Origin of the sequence: Elusimicrobium simillimum (assembly GCF_049639735.1) — a bacterium.
GTDB lineage: Bacteria > Elusimicrobiota > Elusimicrobia > Elusimicrobiales > Elusimicrobiaceae > Elusimicrobium > Elusimicrobium simillimum.
The window spans coordinates 1,211,502-1,232,285 of the sequence record NZ_JBEVVA010000003.1; the positions used below are offsets into that span (position 1 = coordinate 1,211,502).

General features: G+C 43.7%; 19 protein-coding genes. 6 read left to right on the plus strand and 13 right to left on the minus strand.

Annotated features, from left to right (window positions below):
- Nucleotides 1-282: 282 nt before the first annotated feature.
- Nucleotides 283-963, plus strand: a complete 681-nt coding sequence (locus AAIR98_RS06420; RefSeq protein ID WP_423971370.1) for a hypothetical protein — start codon at nt 283-285, stop codon at nt 961-963.
- A gap of 549 nt (nt 964-1,512) precedes the next feature.
- Here AAIR98_RS06420 and AAIR98_RS06425 read toward each other — a convergent pair.
- Nucleotides 1,513-3,861: a sodium-translocating pyrophosphatase gene (locus AAIR98_RS06425; RefSeq protein WP_423971371.1), complete on the minus strand. Its 2,349-nt coding sequence runs from the start codon at nt 3,859-3,861 to the stop codon at nt 1,513-1,515.
- A gap of 130 nt (nt 3,862-3,991) precedes the next feature.
- On the opposite strand from AAIR98_RS06425, the gene AAIR98_RS06430 reads away from it, so the two are divergent.
- A complete protein-coding gene (locus AAIR98_RS06430; protein WP_423971372.1) occupies nt 3,992-4,729 on the plus strand; it encodes a hypothetical protein in 738 nt (245 codons plus the stop codon).
- A gap of 231 nt (nt 4,730-4,960) precedes the next feature.
- On the opposite strand, the gene AAIR98_RS06435 is transcribed toward AAIR98_RS06430, so the two are convergent.
- The 4 genes from AAIR98_RS06435 to AAIR98_RS06450 form a co-directional block, all read right to left on the minus strand.
- The gene (locus AAIR98_RS06435; protein ID WP_423971373.1) at nt 4,961-6,643 is read right to left on the minus strand and encodes an ankyrin repeat domain-containing protein; all 1,683 of its coding nucleotides are present in this window, start codon (nt 6,641-6,643) and stop codon (nt 4,961-4,963) included.
- Nucleotides 6,644-6,942: 299 nt separating this feature from the next.
- Entirely contained in the window at nt 6,943-7,842 is a 900-nt protein-coding gene (locus AAIR98_RS06440) for an ankyrin repeat domain-containing protein (protein WP_423971374.1), read from the minus strand.
- 123 nt (nt 7,843-7,965) lie between these two features.
- Nucleotides 7,966-8,508 carry a type IV pilin protein gene (locus AAIR98_RS06445; RefSeq protein ID WP_423971375.1) on the minus strand — a complete coding sequence of 181 codons (543 nt, stop codon included), beginning with the start codon at nt 8,506-8,508 and terminating at the stop codon, nt 7,966-7,968.
- A 25-nt stretch (nt 8,509-8,533) separates the two neighbouring features.
- The gene (locus AAIR98_RS06450) at nt 8,534-9,085 is read right to left on the minus strand and encodes a DJ-1 family glyoxalase III (protein ID WP_423971376.1); all 552 of its coding nucleotides are present in this window, start codon (nt 9,083-9,085) and stop codon (nt 8,534-8,536) included.
- Nucleotides 9,086-10,237: 1,152 nt separating this feature from the next.
- Here AAIR98_RS06450 and AAIR98_RS06455 point away from each other — a divergent pair.
- The 3 genes from AAIR98_RS06455 to AAIR98_RS06465 are packed head-to-tail and all read left to right on the plus strand — an operon-like array spanning nt 10,238 to nt 12,483.
- Nucleotides 10,238-11,539 carry a peptide MFS transporter gene (locus AAIR98_RS06455; protein ID WP_423971377.1) on the plus strand — a complete coding sequence of 434 codons (1,302 nt, stop codon included), beginning with the start codon at nt 10,238-10,240 and terminating at the stop codon, nt 11,537-11,539.
- Entirely contained in the window at nt 11,539-11,691 is a 153-nt protein-coding gene (locus tag AAIR98_RS06460; protein ID WP_423971378.1) for a hypothetical protein, read from the plus strand. Before AAIR98_RS06455 ends, AAIR98_RS06460 begins: the two co-directional genes overlap by 1 nt.
- 42 nt (nt 11,692-11,733) lie before the next feature.
- Nucleotides 11,734-12,483, plus strand: coding sequence for a M15 family metallopeptidase (locus AAIR98_RS06465; protein WP_423971379.1), 750 nt, complete (start codon nt 11,734-11,736; stop codon nt 12,481-12,483).
- Nucleotides 12,484-12,896: 413 nt separating this feature from the next.
- Here the strand turns inward: AAIR98_RS06465 and AAIR98_RS06470 are convergent, their stop codons facing one another.
- The 6 genes from AAIR98_RS06470 to AAIR98_RS06495 form a co-directional block, all read right to left on the minus strand.
- A complete protein-coding gene (locus tag AAIR98_RS06470; protein ID WP_423971380.1) occupies nt 12,897-13,724 on the minus strand; it encodes a hypothetical protein in 828 nt (275 codons plus the stop codon).
- A 185-nt stretch (nt 13,725-13,909) separates the two neighbouring features.
- On the minus strand, nt 13,910-14,701 hold the full coding sequence (locus AAIR98_RS06475; protein WP_423971381.1) for a hypothetical protein: 792 nt from the start codon (nt 14,699-14,701) through the stop codon (nt 13,910-13,912).
- Nucleotides 14,702-14,824: 123 nt separating this feature from the next.
- Entirely contained in the window at nt 14,825-15,988 is a 1,164-nt protein-coding gene (locus AAIR98_RS06480) for an iron-containing alcohol dehydrogenase (RefSeq protein ID WP_423971382.1), read from the minus strand.
- Between the two features lie 29 nt (nt 15,989-16,017).
- The gene (trpB, locus tag AAIR98_RS06485) at nt 16,018-17,223 is read right to left on the minus strand and encodes a tryptophan synthase subunit beta (RefSeq protein ID WP_423971383.1); all 1,206 of its coding nucleotides are present in this window, start codon (nt 17,221-17,223) and stop codon (nt 16,018-16,020) included.
- Nucleotides 17,224-17,233: 10 nt separating this feature from the next.
- The gene (locus AAIR98_RS06490) at nt 17,234-17,515 is read right to left on the minus strand and encodes a Trp family transcriptional regulator (RefSeq protein WP_423971384.1); all 282 of its coding nucleotides are present in this window, start codon (nt 17,513-17,515) and stop codon (nt 17,234-17,236) included.
- A 108-nt stretch (nt 17,516-17,623) separates the two neighbouring features.
- Nucleotides 17,624-18,052, minus strand: a complete 429-nt coding sequence (locus tag AAIR98_RS06495; protein WP_423971385.1) for a cytidine deaminase — start codon at nt 18,050-18,052, stop codon at nt 17,624-17,626.
- Nucleotides 18,053-18,137: 85 nt separating this feature from the next.
- Here AAIR98_RS06495 and AAIR98_RS06500 point away from each other — a divergent pair, with 85 nt between their 5' ends.
- Nucleotides 18,138-18,632: a type IV pilin protein gene (locus AAIR98_RS06500; RefSeq protein ID WP_423971386.1), complete on the plus strand. Its 495-nt coding sequence runs from the start codon at nt 18,138-18,140 to the stop codon at nt 18,630-18,632.
- Between the two features lie 38 nt (nt 18,633-18,670).
- On the opposite strand, the gene AAIR98_RS06505 is transcribed toward AAIR98_RS06500, so the two are convergent.
- Together AAIR98_RS06505 and nudC are read right to left on the minus strand one after the other, a co-directional pair.
- Nucleotides 18,671-19,858 carry an MFS transporter gene (locus AAIR98_RS06505; protein WP_423971387.1) on the minus strand — a complete coding sequence of 396 codons (1,188 nt, stop codon included), beginning with the start codon at nt 19,856-19,858 and terminating at the stop codon, nt 18,671-18,673.
- Nucleotides 19,859-19,981: 123 nt separating this feature from the next.
- On the minus strand, nt 19,982-20,773 hold the full coding sequence (gene nudC / locus AAIR98_RS06510; protein WP_423971388.1) for an NAD(+) diphosphatase: 792 nt from the start codon (nt 20,771-20,773) through the stop codon (nt 19,982-19,984).
- Between the last annotated feature and the right edge of the window lie 11 nt (nt 20,774-20,784).

Below are 20,784 nucleotides of genomic sequence, written 5' to 3' on the forward strand. Positions count from 1 at the left end.
CAAAAAAGGGGGTATTTTTTGCGGCATAAAAAATTTAATGTCTTTTTTAAAAAATTCAAAAACACACTTGTATCTTGTCATATAATTAAAAGCATTTCTAAACACCCTTGTAAGATATTTTTTAAAACTAACAAATTTTTACGTCGACAGGCAAGCCCTGCCCACAGGGCTAGACATATAATGACATATGCTTGCCATATATTGACATATGTCAAGTTAGTTGATATTATATGTCAAAGACAGTTGGCAAGTTGTTTTTAACCATTGTTTGGAGGGTTGTTTATGGCAAATAATTTTGACCGGAATGTACGCGTAAAGTTCAAGCTTAGGACAGGTGAAGAGTTTGAGGCTGAAGGCAACGAGGGCTTTATAACGGAGCAAAAAAACGATTTTTTAACCCTTGTCGGCAAAACAACCCCTAATTTTGCGTCGCATAAAACACCGCAAACTAAGGCGGAGGCCCCCGCTGCTGCGCCGCACCCCTCACATATACCCGCTTACTCCACCCCGTCAGATTTTGGTCTTCCGCGTGAAATGCGTAAACCCGCGCCGGCACCCGCCACGCCGCTATCCCCGTCGGCAGGACAACAAACTTTAACCAAAAACATAAGCAACACTATCATAACAGACACACACAGCGTTTGGAATAACGCCCTGCGCATAGAGGGGGACTTGGTGATAATAAGACGCAAATTTAAGCTTTTAAGCCCCTCTCTGGCCGCTTTAATAATTGTAGCGGGCGCAAAAGTTCTGCTTAAAGAAAGCGCCTATCCAGCACTAAAGCTGGCAAAGTCAATGAAGTTATCGGGCTTTATGGAGGGGGCGGACCGCTTGGACCGTCTTACAGCGGTAGAAGTAAAGCAGGGGACCTTGGCGTTTGAGGGCACCAAAAGAAACCGCGCCTACAAAGTTTCCGACGAAGGCTTCGCCCGCGCGTTCGTCCTGGCGGAAAAATTGATATAAAAAATATCCCTCTCCCTTTTAGGGGAGAAGGAAGTGAGCCTATGCGAGCAGGGTGAGGGTAATTTGCACAAATATATGCCGTTATAAAATTAATAAAAAATCACCCTCACCTGCTTTTCTGCAGCCGCTACGCGGCAAACAACGCAGAAAAACTTCCTCAGCATACCGGATATATGCATGCTACGCTATCCCCTAAGAGGGAGAGGAAATCATAAGTGCAGTTAAGCTGTATTCCACTTCGTTGTTATCAGTGCCGTTGTAGAAGAAAATTTTCACAGGAGTTTGAGTGGGGTTTCCGCTTTTTTTAGGCGAACAAGTACTTAAAAGCGGAGCGTACGGTGAGGCCGGAAAAAATTCAAAAGCCGCCAAAATTGGAAGCTAGTAAGCCGTGGAATAAGGAATAAAAAATATAAAGGCCGCCCAACCGGACGGCCGTATTAATAAGATGATTTTGAAAGCTGTTATTTTGACAAAGTCAAAATATTCAAAATCTTTTTTACGAAGTAAAAAAGCCCCGCAGCTAAAGCTGCGGGGCTTACTCCATATATCTTAATCAAGTGTTTTTTTACTTCTAAAACACGCCCAGCTTAATACCGCCAGCAAGAATATCACCACACACCAGCCCATCGCGCCAAGCTTGGTGTAGTCGTTATTATAGCTCACTATAACGGGCGCCACTATAACGGCAACCAGGTTAACCACTTTAATCATAGGGTTAAGCGCCGGGCCCGCCGTATCTTTAAGCGGGTCGCCCACAGTATCGCCCACAACGCTGGCTTTATGGCGTTCAGAGCCTTTGCCTGTGTTGTTAGCGGGGTCTGAGGGTTCGTCCTCAATAAGCTTTTTAGCGTTATCCCACGCGCCGCCGGCATTAGACATAAACACGGCAAGCAGCTGGCCCGATACTATAATACCCGCCAAAAAGCCGCCTAAGGCCTCTACGCCAAGCGCAAGGCCCACCACTATAGGTGAAACTATACCTAACAGCGCCAGGTTAATAAGCTCTTTTTGCGCGGCGGTTGTGGAAATGCGCACAACCTTGTCGTAGTCCGGTTTAGCTTTACCGTCTAAAATACCCAGGCCGAACTGGCGTCTTACCTCATGCACAATAAGCGCGGCCGCGCGGCTGACGGCGTTAATAGCGAATGATGAAAACAACCACGGCACAGCGCCGCCTATAAGCATACCCACAAATACTAACGGGTTAGACACCACTATACCAACGTCTTTAAGCAGCGGCAGCACTTTGTCTGCCCCGGTGGCTGCCCAGGCGTTGTTAAGCACAATTTGCACATTGCTGACGTCAACCATGTAGGAGCCAAACAGCGACACAGCGGCTATAACGGCGGAGCCTATGGCCACGCCTTTGGTAATAGCCTTAGTAGTGTTACCTACGCCGTCTAAGTCTGCCATAATCTGGCGGGCTTTTTTGGTTTCTTCGTCGTTTCTATCATGCCAGGCCATTTCGCCTATGCCGTTGGCATTGTCGGCAATGGGGCCGAAGGAGTCCATAGCCACGTTGTTACCCGTTAAGGTCAACATGCCTACGCCCGTCATTGCTACGCCATAGAGGATAAAGTTAAATTTATCCGCCCCGCTCAGGCCGTCTATTGAGCCAAACAGTAATATTGACGAGAATATTGTTAAAGCAATTATCAGTACTGACCATACGGAAGACTCTAAGCCCACGGCAAAACCGCTTAGTATTGTGGTAGCGGGGCCTGTGTTGGTAGATTTTTTTACCTCAAGCACCGGTTTACCTTTGGTGCCTGTAAAGTGTTCTGTAATCCTGTCAATTGCCATGGCAAGCAGCACGCCTATTGACACGGCCGCCCATGGGCGCATCCACCCGCCGGGCACGGTGTCCATATAGAAGTACGCCAGTATAGCAAACAGCGTTATAGAAATTACCGCGGAGGTAAAATAACCTCTGAAAATAGATTTCATAGCGTCGCCCGCGCCGCCGTGGTCGCGCACAACGTATGTGCCTATGATAGAGCACAGCACGCCTATACCGCGCACAATGAGCGGGAATACTATCCACTCAAAATGCCCTGTAATATGCCACAAAGCAAGGCCTAAAATAAGGCCCGACACTATTGTGACTTCATAGGATTCAAAAATATCCGCGGCCATACCGGCGCAGTCGCCAACGTTGTCGCCAACCAGGTCGGCCACAACGGCGGGGTTGCGCGGGTCGTCCTCAGGTATGCCGGCTTCTACTTTACCAACAAGGTCGGCCCCTACGTCGGCCGCTTTGGTGTAAATACCGCCGCCTACCCTCATAAACAACGCCACCAGCGTACCGCCAAAACCAAAGCCTAACAGCGCGTCAGGCGCGGCAATGCCGAATACGATAAAAATAGCCGTACCGCCCAACAGGCCCAGGCCGTCAGTCAACATACCTGTAACTGTACCGGCGCGGTAAGCTATTTTAAGAGCCTCGCCAAAGCTGCGGCGTGAAGCGTCGGCCACGCGCACGTTAGCGTCTACCGCTATGCGCATGCCAATTTGGCCTACCATAAGTGAAAACAGCGATCCCAAAATAAATGACCCCGCGCGGCCAAAAGCTATAATAAGCTTAATCTTTTCAGGTGAGTAACCCTCAAAGCGCGCCATAGCCTCCGCCGTTACGGGAACCACGTATACTGACAAAAATAAACATATTGTCAGTACAATAATAAGGGGGATGATAGCCTTAAACTGTTTATTAAGGTACGCGTTTGCGCCCTCTCTTATAGCACCCCAAACTTCTTGCATTTTGGCCTCGCCCATAGGGTGGGCCATAACCTGTTTTTTTAAAAACAAGGCATAAAAAAGGCCCGCTATTGCAATGCCAACCACCCCAAACAGAGCGTATTGTTCATACAAATGCAGACCGCTAATTCCATACCACATAGCTTGCCTCCGATTTATTAATTTAAATCACATAAACAAACTTCACCCACATTGTACAACTTTTATTTGTAATATTACACGTATTTTATGATAGAATAAAAAAGATATTTTACGGGGAGGGTTTACTTAAATGAAAAATACTCTTTTTATTATTTATCCTTTAGCGCTTTTACTTGCGGTGGGGCTGCTGGTATTTGCCATTAACAAAGAAGTTAACCGCAGAACGCACGAAAAAGCCCGCGTTGAGCGTGAACTGGCCAATGTAAAAAAAGCTAAAGCCGAGCAAAAAGCAAAAGAGCATAACACCGCTATACCCGCGCAAGGTTTTGAAAGTAATTTTACCTTTGAAGATATTATAGAAGACCCGCAAGCTATGCAAACAGCTATAATGGGAGAGGGGGGTATGGTAAAACAAGCTATAACGCAGCTTACCACACCTGTCAGCGGTAAAAATATTTATTTAACATCTTATCCGGTGATTAAGGAGATAATTAACTCACAACAGCGCTACTACCTGCAGCACGGTAAATATACCACAGACGCAAACGAAATTGATTTGGAATTTCCGCAGAAAAATACTGTGCAACGTATAGGTCCCAATACACGTTTACACTTAGACAACAGCTATATGTACATGTTTAATAATAACAGCGTTGCGGCGTTTTATAAGACAACAACTAATAAACCGGAAATGTTTTTTATAGACTTTGACTATAACGGTAAAGACGCTCTCTGTATAGCAAGAACAACCGAGGGGGAACAGTCCTGTAAAGAGCTGGGCGGCGTGCTAAACACAGAGATAGAAAGCGCGTCAAAAATATATAACCTGCCGGAAAACTTTTTAGAAACACAGTTGGCAAAAATATAGAACTATAATAAGCATCCCCGCCGTATGGCGGGAATGCTTATTTGTTTATATTAAAATTAGAAAAAGAGAATAAAGGGGCCCCGAAGATTTGAGATTAGTTTTGACTTTTCCATTGTTGGCATACTGTGTGCGAGTGAGCGCAGCGACTGAGTGTATGTCAGCAATGGAAAAGTCAAAAATAACTCAAAGATTTGGGGGATAAAAAAGCCCCGCGCAAAGCGCGGGGCTTTTTTACTGCTGCAAATTCCAGGTTTGAGCATTTTCCACTAACTCTAAATACTTGTTAACTTTCTTTATGTTCTTTTTAAATTTCTTATCACCGTACATTTTAGGGGACATAACTTTAGAGAGCGGCACCTGCTCCTGCGAAACCTCGGCCGCGAACAAAGCGTCCGCGCCGTTGTCTACCAAGTACTTGATAATATCGTAGCCGTCGTCCTGTATGGCGCAGTGCTTTACGGCCAAACCCAGCGGCGTCATACCGGAGTTAAACCTTATGTTGCCATAAGCATCTTGACGGTAGGCGTTTACCGCCGCCCCGTTTTTTACAAGCAGCTCAACTAAATCAAGGTCACAGCCCCATGAATTTACCGCCAGCATAAGGGGGGAATAAACGTTCTCATCCTCAATGTTTACGTCTGCCCCGTGTTCTAAAAGGTGCGCCGCTATAGAATAGTTATTTCTTTGTACCGCCTTTGCCAGGGGGGTATATTTATTAACATCCGCTTTGTTACTGACAAGCAAAACAACCATTTGCAGCTTATTACCGGCGGCGGCAATTGAGAGCGGCGTGTTTTTGCCTGTGTCAAAATTAACGTTTGCGCCCTGGCTGATAAGCCAAGCCGCTATCTCACGCTGCCCGTGGGCCACTGCGAAAATAAGCGGGTTTACACGTGTGCCCGCCGCGGTATTGGCGGCGGAGTTATTAACGTTTTTCTTATTAATAAGTTTTTTAACCTGTTCAAGATTGCCGTCAAGTATAGCCTTATATACGGGGTTTGAGTTAAACCAGGCGTCTTGCGCAGGTTTAACTTTTTTACCAACCGCAATTTCTCTTTTTAATAAGGCGTTTATTTTGCCAAATTCTTCTTTTTCCTGCTCATTTTCCGCCCTATCTTCATCTATGTAAAAAGGAAATTCCGGTAAAGATTTTTCATTGGCAAGCACCACGCTGGCGCCGTTATCTACAAGAAACTTAACCATATCATAGGAAGGGCGGGCGCCAATAAAATCTAACGCGCTTGAAAGCGGGGTACTGCCTTTTAAAGACAAGCCCTCAACACTGCCGTCAAAAACAACATAAGAGTTTACGTCAGCCCCGGCGGCTACCAACGCCTTTACGGAGCCCAGCTTACCCCAGCTTACCGCCATATTCAGGGCGGTATTACCCATATCCTCACGCCCGTTAACGGGCGCGCCTATAGAGATAAGATATTTAGTTATTTCCACATTATCAGGCCTCTCACCCGCTACAGCGTCTATAAGGGGATAGCCTTCTTTAGCGTTAGCCTTGGCGTCGCCCAGTATTTTTACTATTTCAAAATTACCTTTTATCGCAGCCAGTGAAAGGGGGGTAAAGTATTCCCCGTCGATGGCACTTATAGCGGCGCCTTGTGAAATAAAATATTTTACAGCGTCAGCGTTACCTGTTGTAATAGCGGCGGTTAAAGGAGAGAGAAACGCTCTGCCGGTTTCAGGGTTTAGAATGCGCTCATTCACATTGGTTTTATCAACCAGTTGTTTAACGGCGTCCATATCGTTAGAGTGTAACGCTATAAACAGCGGATGCTGATCCTTCCAGGAGGATTTTTGATATCCCATTTTTTGTTTGGCTTGCGTATCCTCTTTCTTTTTACAGGCGGTTACGCTAAAACATAAAAATAAAGATAAAGCTATAACTAAAGTTTTTTTCATGTTAACTCTCCTCAATCAGATAATAAATTATACACAAAAATATACGCCGGCGTAGCCAAAATGTTAGTGCTTCGCGACAACATCTATGTGCGTCAACACGCACAATTGCTTGGGACCCTCACGCCTAACGGCTGAGGGAACGGCTTTTTACACAAAAAACACCCACAGTTTTCACTGCGGGTATTTTTTACTTTGTAAAAAATAAATTTTGCCTGTTTTGATTTCATCAAAACTACAACATGTCAAAATTTAACTTATTAACACGGCCGCCCGGCCGGGCGGCCTTTTTGCTTAAAAAACTATTTTCCTTTTTTGTCAGCGTCTATTTTATCTAACGCGGCTTTAAGGTTGGCGCGTTGGTTATGGTTAAGGTTCTTTAGTATAGCGTTTTCCTGCGCCTGGCGCTCTTTAAGCAGGGCGGTTATTTTTATAACAATATCTTTTTGGGCGCCTTGGTACTTGTTAACGTCGTACCAATCTGTAATAGAAATATTTTTGCCAAGGGTTTTATCCGCTATCAGCACAGATGACCTGTGGTCAAGCAAATAGGTAATAACGTCTAAGGTATTTTGCGTTTTTTTACCTTTGCCAATAACAGCCATGGCCAGCGGGGTAAGGCCGTCACGGTCTGTCACATTTACCTTAGCGCCGTTTTCCACCAAAAGCTTAACGCTGTTAAGGTTTTGCCAGCTGGCGGCGGTGATAAGGGCGGTGGTGTCCTCGTACCCTCTTACGTTTACGTCAGCGTGGTTATCTAAAAGGTATTCTATAATTTGGGGGGAATCAGTATCGCCCACACAAGCGGCAATTATAGGCGCGCCAAGGTTAACATCCGCGCCATGTAACACAAGCAGCTTAACCATATTTAAGTTTTTAAGTAAAGCGGCGGTGGAAATAGGCGTAAACTCGCCAGATGGGGAGATAAAATTAACGTCAGCCCCGTGTTGAATAAGATATTCCACAATAGCGGGTTGGTTAGAATATGTTGCTATATACAAAGCGGTAAGGCCTTTGTCTGTAATAGGGTCATTAACATTACTTTTGGTAACAAGTTTTTTAACTTGCTTCAAATCTCCGGCGGCTATAGCCGCGCCCAGTTGGTCAGCGTGTGACCCGGTGTAAACAGTTTTTTGCGTGTTAAAAGCGGCGCACGCCGTTAAAAATGACGCCAGTAATATAAGTACTAAGGTTTTCTTCATAATCCCTCCATAATAACTTAACTAATTATACATATTTTTTACCCTTGGACAAGATATCTAAAAACCATCCGCCAAATATGGGGGATGGTTATAAGTCGTGCAATTAAAATATTGTCTAACCGGTTAAAATCTGGCAATTATATAACACGGGCTGGCGGTGCCAAAACCGCACTCCTTTTGTTCATTCTCCGGTTCAGAACTGATAGACTTGCAAAGCGCTTTCCCCTGTGCCGTGGAAGAGGTGCAAACCATAGTCTTTTTAAGATACGGCGCGGCGGAGGTGCGGTACACTATTTTTATATACTGGTTGTCTTTTTTTCTATACAATGTCAAACCTTTATCATACAAATAAGCGTACCAGTGTTTAGATAAATCTCTATGGCTGTAAACACCGGAGGCTATACCTTTATCTACGCCGGGCATATCTATATCTAAATCACTAAATAACGATGGGGGGGCGCCGTTAGCAAGTTCGTAACGTTCTATAGCATCAGCCCCGGAACGCAAAAAGGTTATAGCTTCTGTCAGGCGCGTCTTTTCAACCGCTTTTGTGTATTGCGGTAATGCGACAGCGGCCAATATACCTATTATTAATACAACTACAAGTAATTCAATCAATGTAAAACCTTCCGTCTTTATACAAAAACGCGATTGAAATTTTTTCATAATAATCCTCTCATTTATACAACAATTACAAAAGAAAATGCTTGGCCACATTAGCGGCTACTTCAGGTCCTTGCAATATTTCTACAAGACACAGGCCAAACTTCATGGCCGTCGCCGGGCCGCGCGACGTGGTAATATTGCGGTCGGTCACAACATCATCGGTAGAATGTATGGCGCCTTGGCCCAGGTACTCTTCCATGTCGGGGTAAATAGTAGCCCTATAGCCGTCTAATATTTTGGCTTTGCCAAATACGGCGGGGGCGGCACAGATAGCGGCAAGCTTTTTACCCTCTTTATGATATTTGCCAACTAATCCTACCAAACCGTCGTGCTCCATATATTTAGTAGTGCCGCCCGGTATAATAAGCATGTCAAAATCTTCATAAATAATATTTTCAAAAACCTCGTCGGCAAGCACCGTAATGCCATGCTTACCGTTTACAGCGCCCTCTACGTCCACGTCCTCGTTAAGTGAAACTATTTTAAGGTCCACATTGGCGCGTCTTAAAAGGTCCGCCGTTACCACGGCCTCGGTTTCTTCAAAACCGTCTATTATAAAAAGTGCCGCTTTAGCCATAAACCCCTCCGGTTACTATCAATAATTGTAATGAATAATTATAGTATTTATAAAAATTTTTATAAAGGGGGAGGGGAAAGTTTAAATTTTTTTAAGCAGCTTAATATAAATATTTTAGGAATGAGAAATGATGCGGCGGGAGTAATTTTTAAAATTTAGACTTTGGGGAAAGCTAAAAAGCTTTTTCATATTAGAACAAATGATTTTTTGGCCCCAAGCAACAGCGTACAAGCTTTTCCAGGCAGGCATTCATTCAATTTTTTAATATACTAAAAGCCCTCTTTTCAAACCATCCCAAACCCTCAAAAAGCAATTTTTATCCATTCCTTTCCCCTTTTTCAAAATCGCCCCCAATTTTGAAATATAATTTCAAGGGGACTAAAAATCACTTTGTCTGGTACCCCAATATCCCTAAAATCAAAATAACGCAAATCTCAAAATTTGAAAAATACAAAATTTAGTACACATATTTGGGTTGGGGGAGTTATTTGTCAGACAGTATTAACTAACGATAATTTTTATTATGTTGCTTTTTATATACGATTCTAAGAGCTTTCTTTTACCTATAATCAATATTATAATTTTTTTATTTTCATTTATTTAATAAGTAAAAAAATATTTATTCTAATAGATATTTTAGATTTTTTTAACTGGCAGAAAAGGAATTTGAAAATCTAAGCATCAAATCATATTTTTACAAACTATTTATTTGATAAACATTGTTAGATTTTCATGATTCATAAAACATCATTTTATGGCGCCAATTTCAAAAATGCAATTTTAGGGACAAATTTGCGATTTTGCAAAATTGATACTATTTTTAAAAAATACTATTTTCCCCATATTCTCCCCCACTCTGCTTAAGTATCCATTTTTTAAGAATGCGTTATTTTGATTTGGGGGATATCTAGGTACCCCCCAAACCAAAACTATAAAATACTAATTTGCCACAATCCACCCCAAAACTCAATTTTTTACAAAACTCATCAAAATTTACCAAAACCCCCATTTTCAAAAATAAAAATGGGGTATACCAATACCCCTAAAATCAAAATAACGCAATCCATTTTGTTTGCTAACCTAACATCCCGCTGCCAACTATGCCAATTTCATATAATACTTAAGTAACAATTATTAATTAACAGGTGACTTATGAATGACAACAAAACCTCCCAACCTAAACAGCTTTACATGCTCTCGGCTGTAGAAATGGGGGAACGTTTTAACTTCTACGGTATGCGTGCGCTTCTTATGTTGTTTATGACCAGCGCCATACTTAGCTTTACCGATAAAACCGCCGGCAGAATATTTGGACTATTTGTAGCGCTTGTCTACCTTACACCTATATTTGGCGGCTTTATGGCGGACAGATTCCTTGGTAAAAGAACCGCCATAATCATAGGCGCTTTATGTATGATAACCGGTCAGCTTACCCTTGCATCTTACGGCTTTATACCGCCGCAAATAGCGCTTGCCCTGGGGCTTGCTTTTATAATAGTGGGAAACGGGTTTTTTAAACCTAATATATCGTCGATAGTGGGGGAAATGTACACCCCGGACGACCCCAGGCGCGACGCCGGGTTTACCATATTCTATATGGGCATTAACGTGGGCGCGTTTTTGGCGCCCATTATCTGCGGTTCTTTAGGAGAAAAAATAGCTTTTAAATACGGCTTTTTAGCGGCGGCCGTAGGTATGACTTTGAGCTTATTATGGTTTTTATTTGTACAGCATAATTACCTTGGCGACCTGGGCAAACGCCCCGCCATGGCCGCCCGCAAAAAAACAAAAGCAGAGCAAAAACCGCTTACCAAAGAGGAAAAACAAAGAATCGGCGCTATATTTATATTCGTTTTCTTCTCAATATTCTTCTGGGCATTTTACGAACAGGCAGGGTCCTCCCTCACACTATTCGCGCAAAGGTCTACCGATAGAGTTATATTTGGGTGGGAAATGCCCGCCAGTTATTTTCAGTCGATACCCGCGTTATTTGTGGTGCTTTTAGCCCCCTTATTTGCCATGCTCTGGCGTAAAATGGGTAAAAACGAACTTTCCACCCCCGCCAAATTTGCCTGGGGCCTTGGTTTACTGGGCGTTGGTTACATAATAATTACCTGCGCCGCTTACGTTTACCAAACCAGCGGCGCGGCGGTAAGCATGCTGTGGCTTATTGCGCTGTATCTTATGCACGTTTTTGGCGAGTTATGCCTTTCCCCCGTCGGACTTTCTATGATAAGCAAACTTTCGCCCGCTAAATATGTTTCTATATTTATGGGTATTTGGTTTACCGGCGAATTCTTCGGCGGTATACTGGGCGGTTTTGTGGCCGGCAACTACGCGGAGGGCGCGCTTGTTAAATTGTTCTCGATACCGGCTATTACGTCTATAGCAAGCGCCTTAATATTATGGGCGTTATCAGGTAAAATTAAACAATGGATGAACGGGGTAAGATAATGCAAAAAATAGACAGAAAACATATTATAGGCCTTATAATAGCGCTGTTTGTTATACTGGCGCTGGTATTTGCGGAAGATTTGTCTGTACTGATGGGTTTTGGCCCTAACGAGATTGCGGCGCCAATACCGGCGGAATACACACAGCAGTAATTTTAGCCCCGCAAACGCGGGGCTTTTTTATATACTGTAACCATGAAGAAAACAGCGCATCACATCCTATTATTTTTAGTGTTATTAATACCAGTACTCCTTTTACTAAGAGGGGATGATGACCCGCCTACGGATGAAGATCTTTCTCCCCCCGTCACAACAATTGAATTTGTACCGCCCACAATTGAGGAAGATAAAAAAGAGGAAGCTACTCTCCACCCGCTTAATGAGGAAATGGCGGCGGAGGGCTTTGTTAATATGCACAACCCGCCGTACGATAAATTCTTTTTTGATATGCGTTACGCAAAAGACACCAATTTTACCGGTAAAGTTATTTACCCCACAGACACCTGCTATTTACGTAAAAACGCCGCTAACGCGCTGCTAGAGGCCTATAATACCGCGCAAAAACAGCCGCAACCGCTGACATTTATCATTTACGATTGTTACCGCCCACAGTCTTATCATAGAAAGCTTTGGGAGGCCTACCCCAACCCAAGTTACGTTGCCATGCCTAAAAAAGGCTCACGCCACAGCAGGGGTATGGCGGTAGACCTGGGGCTTGCGTACATGAATGGGGAAATACTGCCTATGCCAACGGATTTTGACACATTCTCCCCCCTTGCCCATATGGACTATGAGGGAGAGGAGCTGGACGTTGAGGCAAGAGTAAACAGAGAACTGCTTAAGAAAATTATGACGGATGCCGGCTTTACCTACACCCGCACGGAATGGTGGCACTTTGACAAAACAGGCTGGCAAGACTTCCCCCTTTCAGACGTAAAACCTTAACAAAACTTATTGGCGCCGCACACGTACACAACAGCGCCTATGTGCGCTAACGCGCAATAATTGCTTGGGACCCTCACGCCTCCGGATGAGGGAACGGCAAAAAACTTCTGTTTTTTTAAGCTTTTCATCCGCGCAATCTTTACAGAAGCACACGTAAGTGCGCGTAGGTCAGGCCGCGCAACCGCACGGCCGTATTAATTAGAATGATTTTGACACGTTGTAATTTTGACGAAGTCAAAATAGTCAAAATCTATTTTTTACAAAGTAAAAAAGGCCGCCCAACCGGACGGCCGTATTAATTAGAGTGATTTTGAAAGTCGTTTTTGCGAAGCAAAATTCAAAATCTATTTTTTACAAAGTAAAAAATCCCCCGGCGGGGCAGCCCGGGGGATTTGTTTAAATTTTAAACAATTTTATTGCATATTTTCATTTTGCAGCGCGTCAATTTCGTTACCAAACTCTTCTTGCGCGGCCGCTATTGCGTTAACCATGTTTGTAAGAGAAACCCTGTAAGATATGCTGTATAACTGCAGGTCTGTTGACTCGGTGCCGTTTATAAGCTTGCCCAAAAGACTGTTAAAAGATATTAGCAGTTTATCCGCCTCCAGCCTGTCAGCCGTCGCTTTGATTTTTCTTAAAATATTTATACATTCGGTATTATAAGAATAAAGTTTAGGTTCTGCGCTTATAGTAATTGAATAGTTGCTCAAAATATTTTCAGCCTTCATGGCGTATCTGTGCAAGATGTTAATATAGGCCGCGTTATTTTTATTATTTGCGGCTACATGAACTTCCAATACAGTGTAAATATCATCCACCATCGCGATTGTTTTTTCAAGCGTGCGTTTTACATAATTACCGGCTACAATGTTATCGGCGTAAACAAATTCAAAGTTGCTGTCGTCTATAAAAGAATTATAATTTTTTATAACGTCAGTATACGCGTTAAGAAAATCATCATAATAAGCGGTCTTTATCATACGTTCCACGCTTAAGCGCAAATCTTCCAGCTTTATAACCATCTGCGCCTGGGCGGACTTAACCGCTTTTGAATTTGTAGAATACTGCACCTGATGCTTAGCGCTGTTAACGTCCATTTCAGCGTAAGGATACTTCTTTAATACTTCTTTTATGTCATCAGTAAGCGGAGTTTTTGCTACCCCAGCAGAACTCTGCGCCACCGCGAAGGCGGTGCACATAAAGCATACTGTTAACATTGTTAATACTATTTTTTTAATCATATACCCTCTTAATTTAATTTACTTACCCCGTTAAGAACTTTTTGTTCTTATATATAAATTATAAGATATTTTTATTTGATACCAGGGTCTAAAGACCTATTTTCGTTCTAGGTCCAAATTACCTCTATGACGTAATTTCGTATAAAAAAGCCCCGCTCAATTGAGCGGGGCTTAAAAAATTTTTGTTATTTTAAAGTGTTAAGCGCAGCGTCAAACTCCTCGCTGGCTTTATTAAACACCGTAACAACATTATTATACGTCGCAATATCAGACGGGGTTAGAATAGATTTGCTGGTAAACTCAGCCGAGAATATAACTTCTATTGATTTATTGGTTTTTGTTATCAAAGCGTTAACTTCTTCATAATCCGTTGACGACGCTAAGCTGGTAAAATCGGCAATAAGGTTTTTCATCATTGTCTGGTGGGTGGAATCTTTTATAATAGCTTCATAAGCTTTAAGCGGTTCAAGAATTTTTTTGGCGTATGTATTTGCCATGGCGTAATATTTAACAAGCATTTCCTGCTGGGCGGCCTGCTGCGCCTCTATGTTTGTTACAGCTATGCCAAGTTCTTTTTGAAGCGCCGGGGTAACTGTTGTAAGTATTTGTTCATGCGCGGCTATAAATTTGGTGGAAACTGTATTAAAAGCAAAATCCTCCGCCACAATTTTTGAACTGTTTTCCGATTCACAAAGAGCGTTAAACGCATCAACATAAATATCATAATTAGCCACAACCTTTTGAAGATCGCTGTAAGCCATAAGGTCGTAAAAAGCGTTGTTAACAGCCTCGGCTTCTTTAATATAGGCCGCTAAAGCCGCGGTTGAAGCGCCGCCGGCATTAGATAAAGTAAAACTCTTAAGATCTGCCATAACCTTTTTAACTTCTTTATCATCAATATCTATTTTAAAACTCTGCGCCGAAGCTGAAAGTGCGAATACCGCCAAACATAGTGCAGAAAATAATAATTTTTTCATTGTAATCTCCGTAATGTGTTTTGTCTTAGTTTTATTTTAACGTTATTTCCGGCGGTGCGCCAGGGCCAAAAGACCTACGCGCGTCTGGGTCTTTGGTCCTACCCGTCATAGTGTATAACGTTTTTATAAAGCCAGGCGGTAAATCTCTTTCACGTCTTCTTTAGATAGTTTTACAAAGCTGCCGAGCGGGCCGAATGATGTAGCTTTAGACGCCATAACTTCAAAATCTTTTTCACCTACATTTACTTCAGAAAGCCTGACTGGCAGGCCTATTGATTTAAAAAACGTTTCCGTCATTTCAATACCTTTTAGGGCCACGGCCTCAGTATCTCTAAGCGCATCCGTAACACCCCAGACATTGACGGCAAACTGCGCGAATATGGCGGGGTTATGTTTATAAACATACTTCATCCACGCCGGAAAAACTATGCTCAGGCCTGCCCCGTGCGCTATATCATGCACAGCGCTTATGGCGTGCTCTATACCGTGCGACGCCCAGTCCTCTTCTCTGCCCATGCCAAACAGGCTGTTATGCGCCAGGTTGCCCGCCCACATAATTTCCGCCCAGGCGTCGTAGTCTTTAATATTTTTAACTACTTTAGGGGCATTGTTTATAATGGCTTTAAGCGCGCCCTCGCAAAGTTTATCAGACAATTCTGTATGTTTTGTATTGGTAAAATATCTTTCAAAAATATGGGCCATCATGTCGCACACGCCGTTGCCAACCTGCTCTTTAGGCAGGGTAAAACAAAACTCCGGGTTTAAAATGCTGAACACAGGGCGCACAAGATGCGTGCCCAGGCCTATTTTCATAGAAGTTTCTTCGTTAGTGATAACTGTGCTTTGGCTGCTTTCGCTACCGGCGGCGGGGATAGTTAAAATTGTGGCTACGGGCAAGGCTGCTTGCGGCACGGCCTTTCTAAGGTAAAAATCCCACACGTCGCCCTCATAATCTACGCCAAGCGCAATGGCTTTGGCGCTGTCAATAACGCTGCCGCCGCCAACGGCTAAAATAAATTCCACACCTTCACGCCTGCAAAGTTCTATGCCTTTATGTACTAAAGACAACCTGGGATTGGGCTGTACGCCGCCAAGCTCTACAAAATCTACTTTAGCTTCTTTAAGTGATTTTACCACAGCATCGTAAAGGCCGCTTTTTTTAATGCTGCCGCCGCCGTAGTGCAGTAAAACTTTAGACGAGTACTTGGCAATGCGGCCGCCTATTTCTTTTTCCGTGCCTTTGCCAAAAATAATTCTTGTAGGACTGTAAAATTCAAAATTATTCATTTTTCTCCCCCTGGGCTGCTATATAGACATTATATCTTTATACCGTGCTCTTTGCCATACTTGCTAAGCACATAGTCCAGGTCTTTGTCGCCGCGGCCAGACAGATTAACTAAAATAGTTTTATCCGCCGTAAGTTTTTTAGCCAGTTTTATGGCGTAGGCAACTGCGTGGGCGCTTTCCAATGCGGGTATAATGCCCTCACGCCTTGAAAGGGTAAAAAACGCGTCCAGCGCCTCTCTATCGGTAACAGAAACATACTGCGCCAACCCGCTGTCTTTAAGCAGGCAGTGTAACGGCCCAACGCCGGGGTAATCCAACCCGCTGGCAACAGAATGTGTTTTGCCGGGGCGGCCTTTGGTGTCTTGTATATAGTAGCAGTTAAAACCGTGCAATACGCCCGGTTTGCCCGCCGCCAAGGGGGCGGCGTGCTTGCCGGTTTTTATACCCATGCCGCCTGGTTCCACGCCGATAAGTTTTACTTTATCATCCTGTAAAAAGCCTGAAAACATTCCTATTGAGTTTGACCCGCCTCCAACACACGCCACAACATTGTCGGGCAGGCGGCCTGTTTGTTCCAAAATCTGCTCTCTGGCCTCCGTACCAACTACGCTTTGAAAATATGAAACTATTGACGGAAAAGGGTGCGGCCCAACAACCGAGCCTATGGCGTACATCGTATTTTTGGGGTCTGCCAGATAATCCTCAAAAGCGGCGTCTACGGCGTCTTTAAGGCCTTTGCCGCCCTTATCCACAGACACTACTTCCGCGCCTAGCAGCTTCATTTTAAGCACGTTGGGGTATTCCTTTTTTATATCTTTAGCGCCCATGTATATACTGCATTTTATGCCCAACAGCGCGGCCGCTGTTGCAAGCGCTATACCGTGCTGCCCGGCGCCTGTTTCGGCTATTACACGTTTTTTATTCATTTTTTTAGCCAGCAGAACCTCACCCAGGCAGTGGTTTATTTTGTGAGCGCCGGTGTGGTTAAGGTCTTCTCTTTTTAAAAATATTTTAGCGCCGCGGCCGGATATGTTTTGCGCGAAATACAAAGGCGAAGGGCGGCCGACATAGTTTTTGTAGTAGTAATAAAGTTCCTGCTGAAAGTCTTTTGATTTGGCGGCGTCTGCAAAGTAGGCCGCGACGTCCGCCAATGGTTTTTTTAAAGGTTCGGGCACAAAAATGCCGCCGTAAGAGCCATAAAATCCGTCTTTATCCGCTATTAATGTTAATATCATAAAGTTCCTCTTATTTCAAAATTTTTTTGGTTGTAGATTGTTTGTTTAAAAGTTTTGCGCCGCGCGTAATTTTACAAAGGCTGACGCTGAGTTCTTTGGCTATACCTCTTTGAGTGTAGCCCTCATCAAGCATTTGTAAAAGACGCCAACGAAGGGAGAGAGTTTTAAGTTCATTAGGGGTAAGAATTTCTTTTAGAAAAGTAGTAATTTCTTTTTCTGTTTTAAGTTTTAGAAGAGACGCGGCAAAATCTTCAAGCGCGCCAATTTGTGTTTTGTTAGTTTTTTGTGTCATGCGTATTCTCCCTGTGTTTCTACACATAGAAACAATACCATTTACTATTTAACCTGTCAAGAAAAATAAAACCCCGCTGAAAAGCGGGGTTTTGGGCAGAAGTAAAACTTAAAGGTCTTTGGGGCTGAAGGGTAATGGGAAAAAATCTTCCAGCGTATGTTCTGTAACAACAGTCTTGCCTTTTAAATCTTTTTTAACTAAAAGCAGCGGCGAGGAAGCGTCCAAAAACTCTGCCATTACCTGCCTGCACGCGCCGCAAGGCGAACCTGCCGCCCCGGCTGTTTTTTTACCGGCGTATATGGCGATTGCTTTTATTTTTTTCTCGCCTTCTGATATTGCTTTAAATATAGCGGTTCTTTCCGCGCAGACGGTAAGACCGTAGGAAGCGTTTTCTATATTAGTACCCATATATATTTTGCCGCTGCCGGCCAGTATTGCCGCGCCAACGGGATATTTGGAATAAGGCGAGTAAGAAGACTGCCTTGCTTCTATAGCCTTTTTAACAAGATCGTTTTTTTGTTTAGTTGTCAGCTTCATACCTTGAGTATAGCAAAAATCATACGTAAATCAATATTAAAAATACGTACTATTTTATGTATACTATTTACTGAAAGGAGATTTTATGAATAATTTACAATCATGCCGCAGCTTAACAAAAGGTTTTACACTTATAGAAATGTTAGTAGTTGTTTTAATCATAGGCATACTTGCCGGTATAGCGTTGCCGCAATACACAAAATCTGTGGAACGCGCCAGAGCATCTGAGGCTGTTATAGCCGTGGCCGGCATGGGCCGCGCAATGAAAATATGGGCGATGGAAAAGGGCCTAAAACCAAATGTAGTACCGTGCAACTGGCACAGCAGCCTGCGCCCAACCATGAGGCAGCTTGCCGTGGAATATGAGGCAACTTCAAAGTATTTTAATTATCAAATATTTAATTGCCCCGTAATAGGCGGCCCCGAAGCCAGGCGCATAAAAAGTGATGTTAATGAAAGTTATGTAATATGGTTTGACTACAATACAAGTAAAGTTTACTGTTCCGCCCCGGAGTCAAACAAACCGGAAGATGCGTGTAAAATGTCCGGCGTAGAATATCATGTAAATGGCGCCTGGTAAAAATATTTTTAAGCCCCGCCGCCAGGCGGGGCTTTTTATTATACATCTTGCATAACTACGGGGTCCGCGGGGTACAACGCTTTATAAAACCTCTTGCTCCTTTTAGAAATAAATAACAAAATAAACGCCGCGCTTAAAACAAAAAATAAAATAATAAAATCATAATGCAAATAATACTTGCCGTAAACACTCTTAAGTAAATGCAATATATACGGCGAGGTAAACTGCCCTAAAAACTGTGCGCACCCCGCCAAGGACAGCGCGAACACAACTGTAGTTTTGCCGCATTTATTGTTAATTTTGCTGAGTATCAACGGGAATAAAACAGCAAAACTAAACCCCACCATTGCCGCCCCGCAACTAACCATAGTTAAATTTGACGAGAAAGAAAGCACCGCATACCCCGCCGCCATAACGCCCGTGCCAAATGTTGCCGTATATTTTTGAAATACCTTGCGTATAAAAACCAAACTAAGCCCGCCAGCCAACCCAGCCAACATAAACGCCGATATTACGTAACCCGCACTGCCCGCGCCGCCTATCCCCCTCTCACGCATAAATAAAGCTACGTTGGCCGGCACCGCATAAAAAGCCACATTGAGCAAGAACATGCCCGCTATTAAAAACCAAACGGGTTTAGAAATTTTAGCTTTATGCTTAGCTGTATTTTGCAAGGGCGCGTCAGATGGTAGTGCTATTATATTTAAAACCAAAACAACTACAGCTATCAAATAAATAAAAAAGCCGTAATGCCAGTTAATACCAGACACAGGCGCGACAGTAAACGACGCTATCACCCCCATAAGATAAGAGGCGGCGGCGCTGTAGCCGGTCATCCTGGCGCGCGTCTCGCCTGTATAATTTAAAGCTATTAAACTTTGCGATACCGGCACTATCAGCCCGCAGCCGCAGCCAAGCACCGCGCGGTAAAACAAAAGCTGCCCAAGCGTGTTTGCCATCACCGGCCCCACGCCGCCAATGATATAGATAATTATTCCGGTATAAAGTACTTTTTTGTTACCGTACCTGGCCACAAGCATACCTGATATCAGGCTAAAGGGGATTATAAAAAGCGACGGCAGTGTTAAAACTGTTTTTATTGTGTTTATGCTTGCGTCTGGAAAAGCGGCGGCGATATTGGCTAAAGCCGGCGATATTGCCGCGCTGGCCATAACTGTAATCATGGATATTGAAAGTATTGAGATGTTTAAAAGTCTATTGTTCACAAAGTAAACCTCCTTGTATTTTCCCGCAAAAAAAAGCCGCCACATATAAATATGGCAACTATCCGATGTTTAGAAATTCAATCAAGTAAGGTTACTCTGTTAGTCAGATAAGCGTATAATTTATTATAACTCTTTTTGTTCTTTTAGCCAAGTTTGCACCAATTTACGCGCCAGGCTGATTTTGGAAGGCAACGGCGGCAGGTTGTTGATATCAAAAAAGTCCGCCGTCTCAAGCTCATTAGTATCCACGCGTAATTTGCCGCCCGCGTAGTCGGCAAAAAAACCTATTATTAAGTTGCTGGGGAACGGCCACGGCTGGCTGGTAATGTAGCGTAAGTTTTTTATTTTTATATTAGTTTCCTCCATTACCTCACGGTGAGCGCACTCTTCTAAGGTTTCCCCCGCTTCTACAAAACCGGCTACAAGGCCGTAAAACTTCCTTCTAAAATTTTTGCCCCTTACCATAAGTATGCGGCTGCCTTTGCGCACAAGCACCATTACAACAGGGTTAATGCGGGGGTAAATTTCCTGTTTGCATGTGGGGCATTGTTTTGCGTTAACGCTTACGCGTGTGGTGGCCACGCCGCAGGCGGGGCAGTAGCGGCTGTTGGTATCCCAGTGGGTGAATTGAAAAGCTTTGCCGGCGGCCCAAAATTCTTTTGCTGTAAGTAGTTGGTGCGAGGCGCGTAAATCCACCAGTTCATAGCCGCGCGGAAGAGTGGGCTTGGGATGTGGCTGGGAGGAAAACGCAAAAGCCTTGCAGTCTACCCCATTAAGCTGGCCTGTGCTTATAACGATAGAGGACTTGGGCGGCGTAAGCGGGGCGCGTGACGCCAGCGGCACATAATACCCGCCGCCGCGCTTAACCAGCGCGACACTCCCGTTATAAAACATAAACCAATAAGATTTTTTCATAAGATAATTTT

Coding starts and splice junctions, on each gene's coding strand:
- AAIR98_RS06420 (WP_423971370.1), top strand. CDS start 283: ATGGCAAATAATTTTGACCGGAATGTACGCGTAAAGTTCAAGCTTAGG.
- AAIR98_RS06425 (WP_423971371.1), bottom strand. CDS start 3,861: ATGTGGTATGGAATTAGCGGTCTGCATTTGTATGAACAATACGCTCTG.
- AAIR98_RS06430 (WP_423971372.1), top strand. CDS start 3,992: ATGAAAAATACTCTTTTTATTATTTATCCTTTAGCGCTTTTACTTGCG.
- AAIR98_RS06435 (WP_423971373.1), bottom strand. CDS start 6,643: ATGAAAAAAACTTTAGTTATAGCTTTATCTTTATTTTTATGTTTTAGC.
- AAIR98_RS06440 (WP_423971374.1), bottom strand. CDS start 7,842: ATGAAGAAAACCTTAGTACTTATATTACTGGCGTCATTTTTAACGGCG.
- AAIR98_RS06445 (WP_423971375.1), bottom strand. CDS start 8,508: ATGAAAAAATTTCAATCGCGTTTTTGTATAAAGACGGAAGGTTTTACA.
- AAIR98_RS06450 (WP_423971376.1), bottom strand. CDS start 9,085: ATGGCTAAAGCGGCACTTTTTATAATAGACGGTTTTGAAGAAACCGAG.
- AAIR98_RS06455 (WP_423971377.1), top strand. CDS start 10,238: ATGAATGACAACAAAACCTCCCAACCTAAACAGCTTTACATGCTCTCG.
- AAIR98_RS06460 (WP_423971378.1), top strand. CDS start 11,539: ATGCAAAAAATAGACAGAAAACATATTATAGGCCTTATAATAGCGCTG.
- AAIR98_RS06465 (WP_423971379.1), top strand. CDS start 11,734: ATGAAGAAAACAGCGCATCACATCCTATTATTTTTAGTGTTATTAATA.
- AAIR98_RS06470 (WP_423971380.1), bottom strand. CDS start 13,724: ATGATTAAAAAAATAGTATTAACAATGTTAACAGTATGCTTTATGTGC.
- AAIR98_RS06475 (WP_423971381.1), bottom strand. CDS start 14,701: ATGAAAAAATTATTATTTTCTGCACTATGTTTGGCGGTATTCGCACTT.
- AAIR98_RS06480 (WP_423971382.1), bottom strand. CDS start 15,988: ATGAATAATTTTGAATTTTACAGTCCTACAAGAATTATTTTTGGCAAA.
- trpB (WP_423971383.1), bottom strand. CDS start 17,223: ATGATATTAACATTAATAGCGGATAAAGACGGATTTTATGGCTCTTAC.
- AAIR98_RS06490 (WP_423971384.1), bottom strand. CDS start 17,515: ATGACACAAAAAACTAACAAAACACAAATTGGCGCGCTTGAAGATTTT.
- AAIR98_RS06495 (WP_423971385.1), bottom strand. CDS start 18,052: ATGAAGCTGACAACTAAACAAAAAAACGATCTTGTTAAAAAGGCTATA.
- AAIR98_RS06500 (WP_423971386.1), top strand. CDS start 18,138: ATGAATAATTTACAATCATGCCGCAGCTTAACAAAAGGTTTTACACTT.
- nudC (WP_423971388.1), bottom strand. CDS start 20,773: ATGAAAAAATCTTATTGGTTTATGTTTTATAACGGGAGTGTCGCGCTG.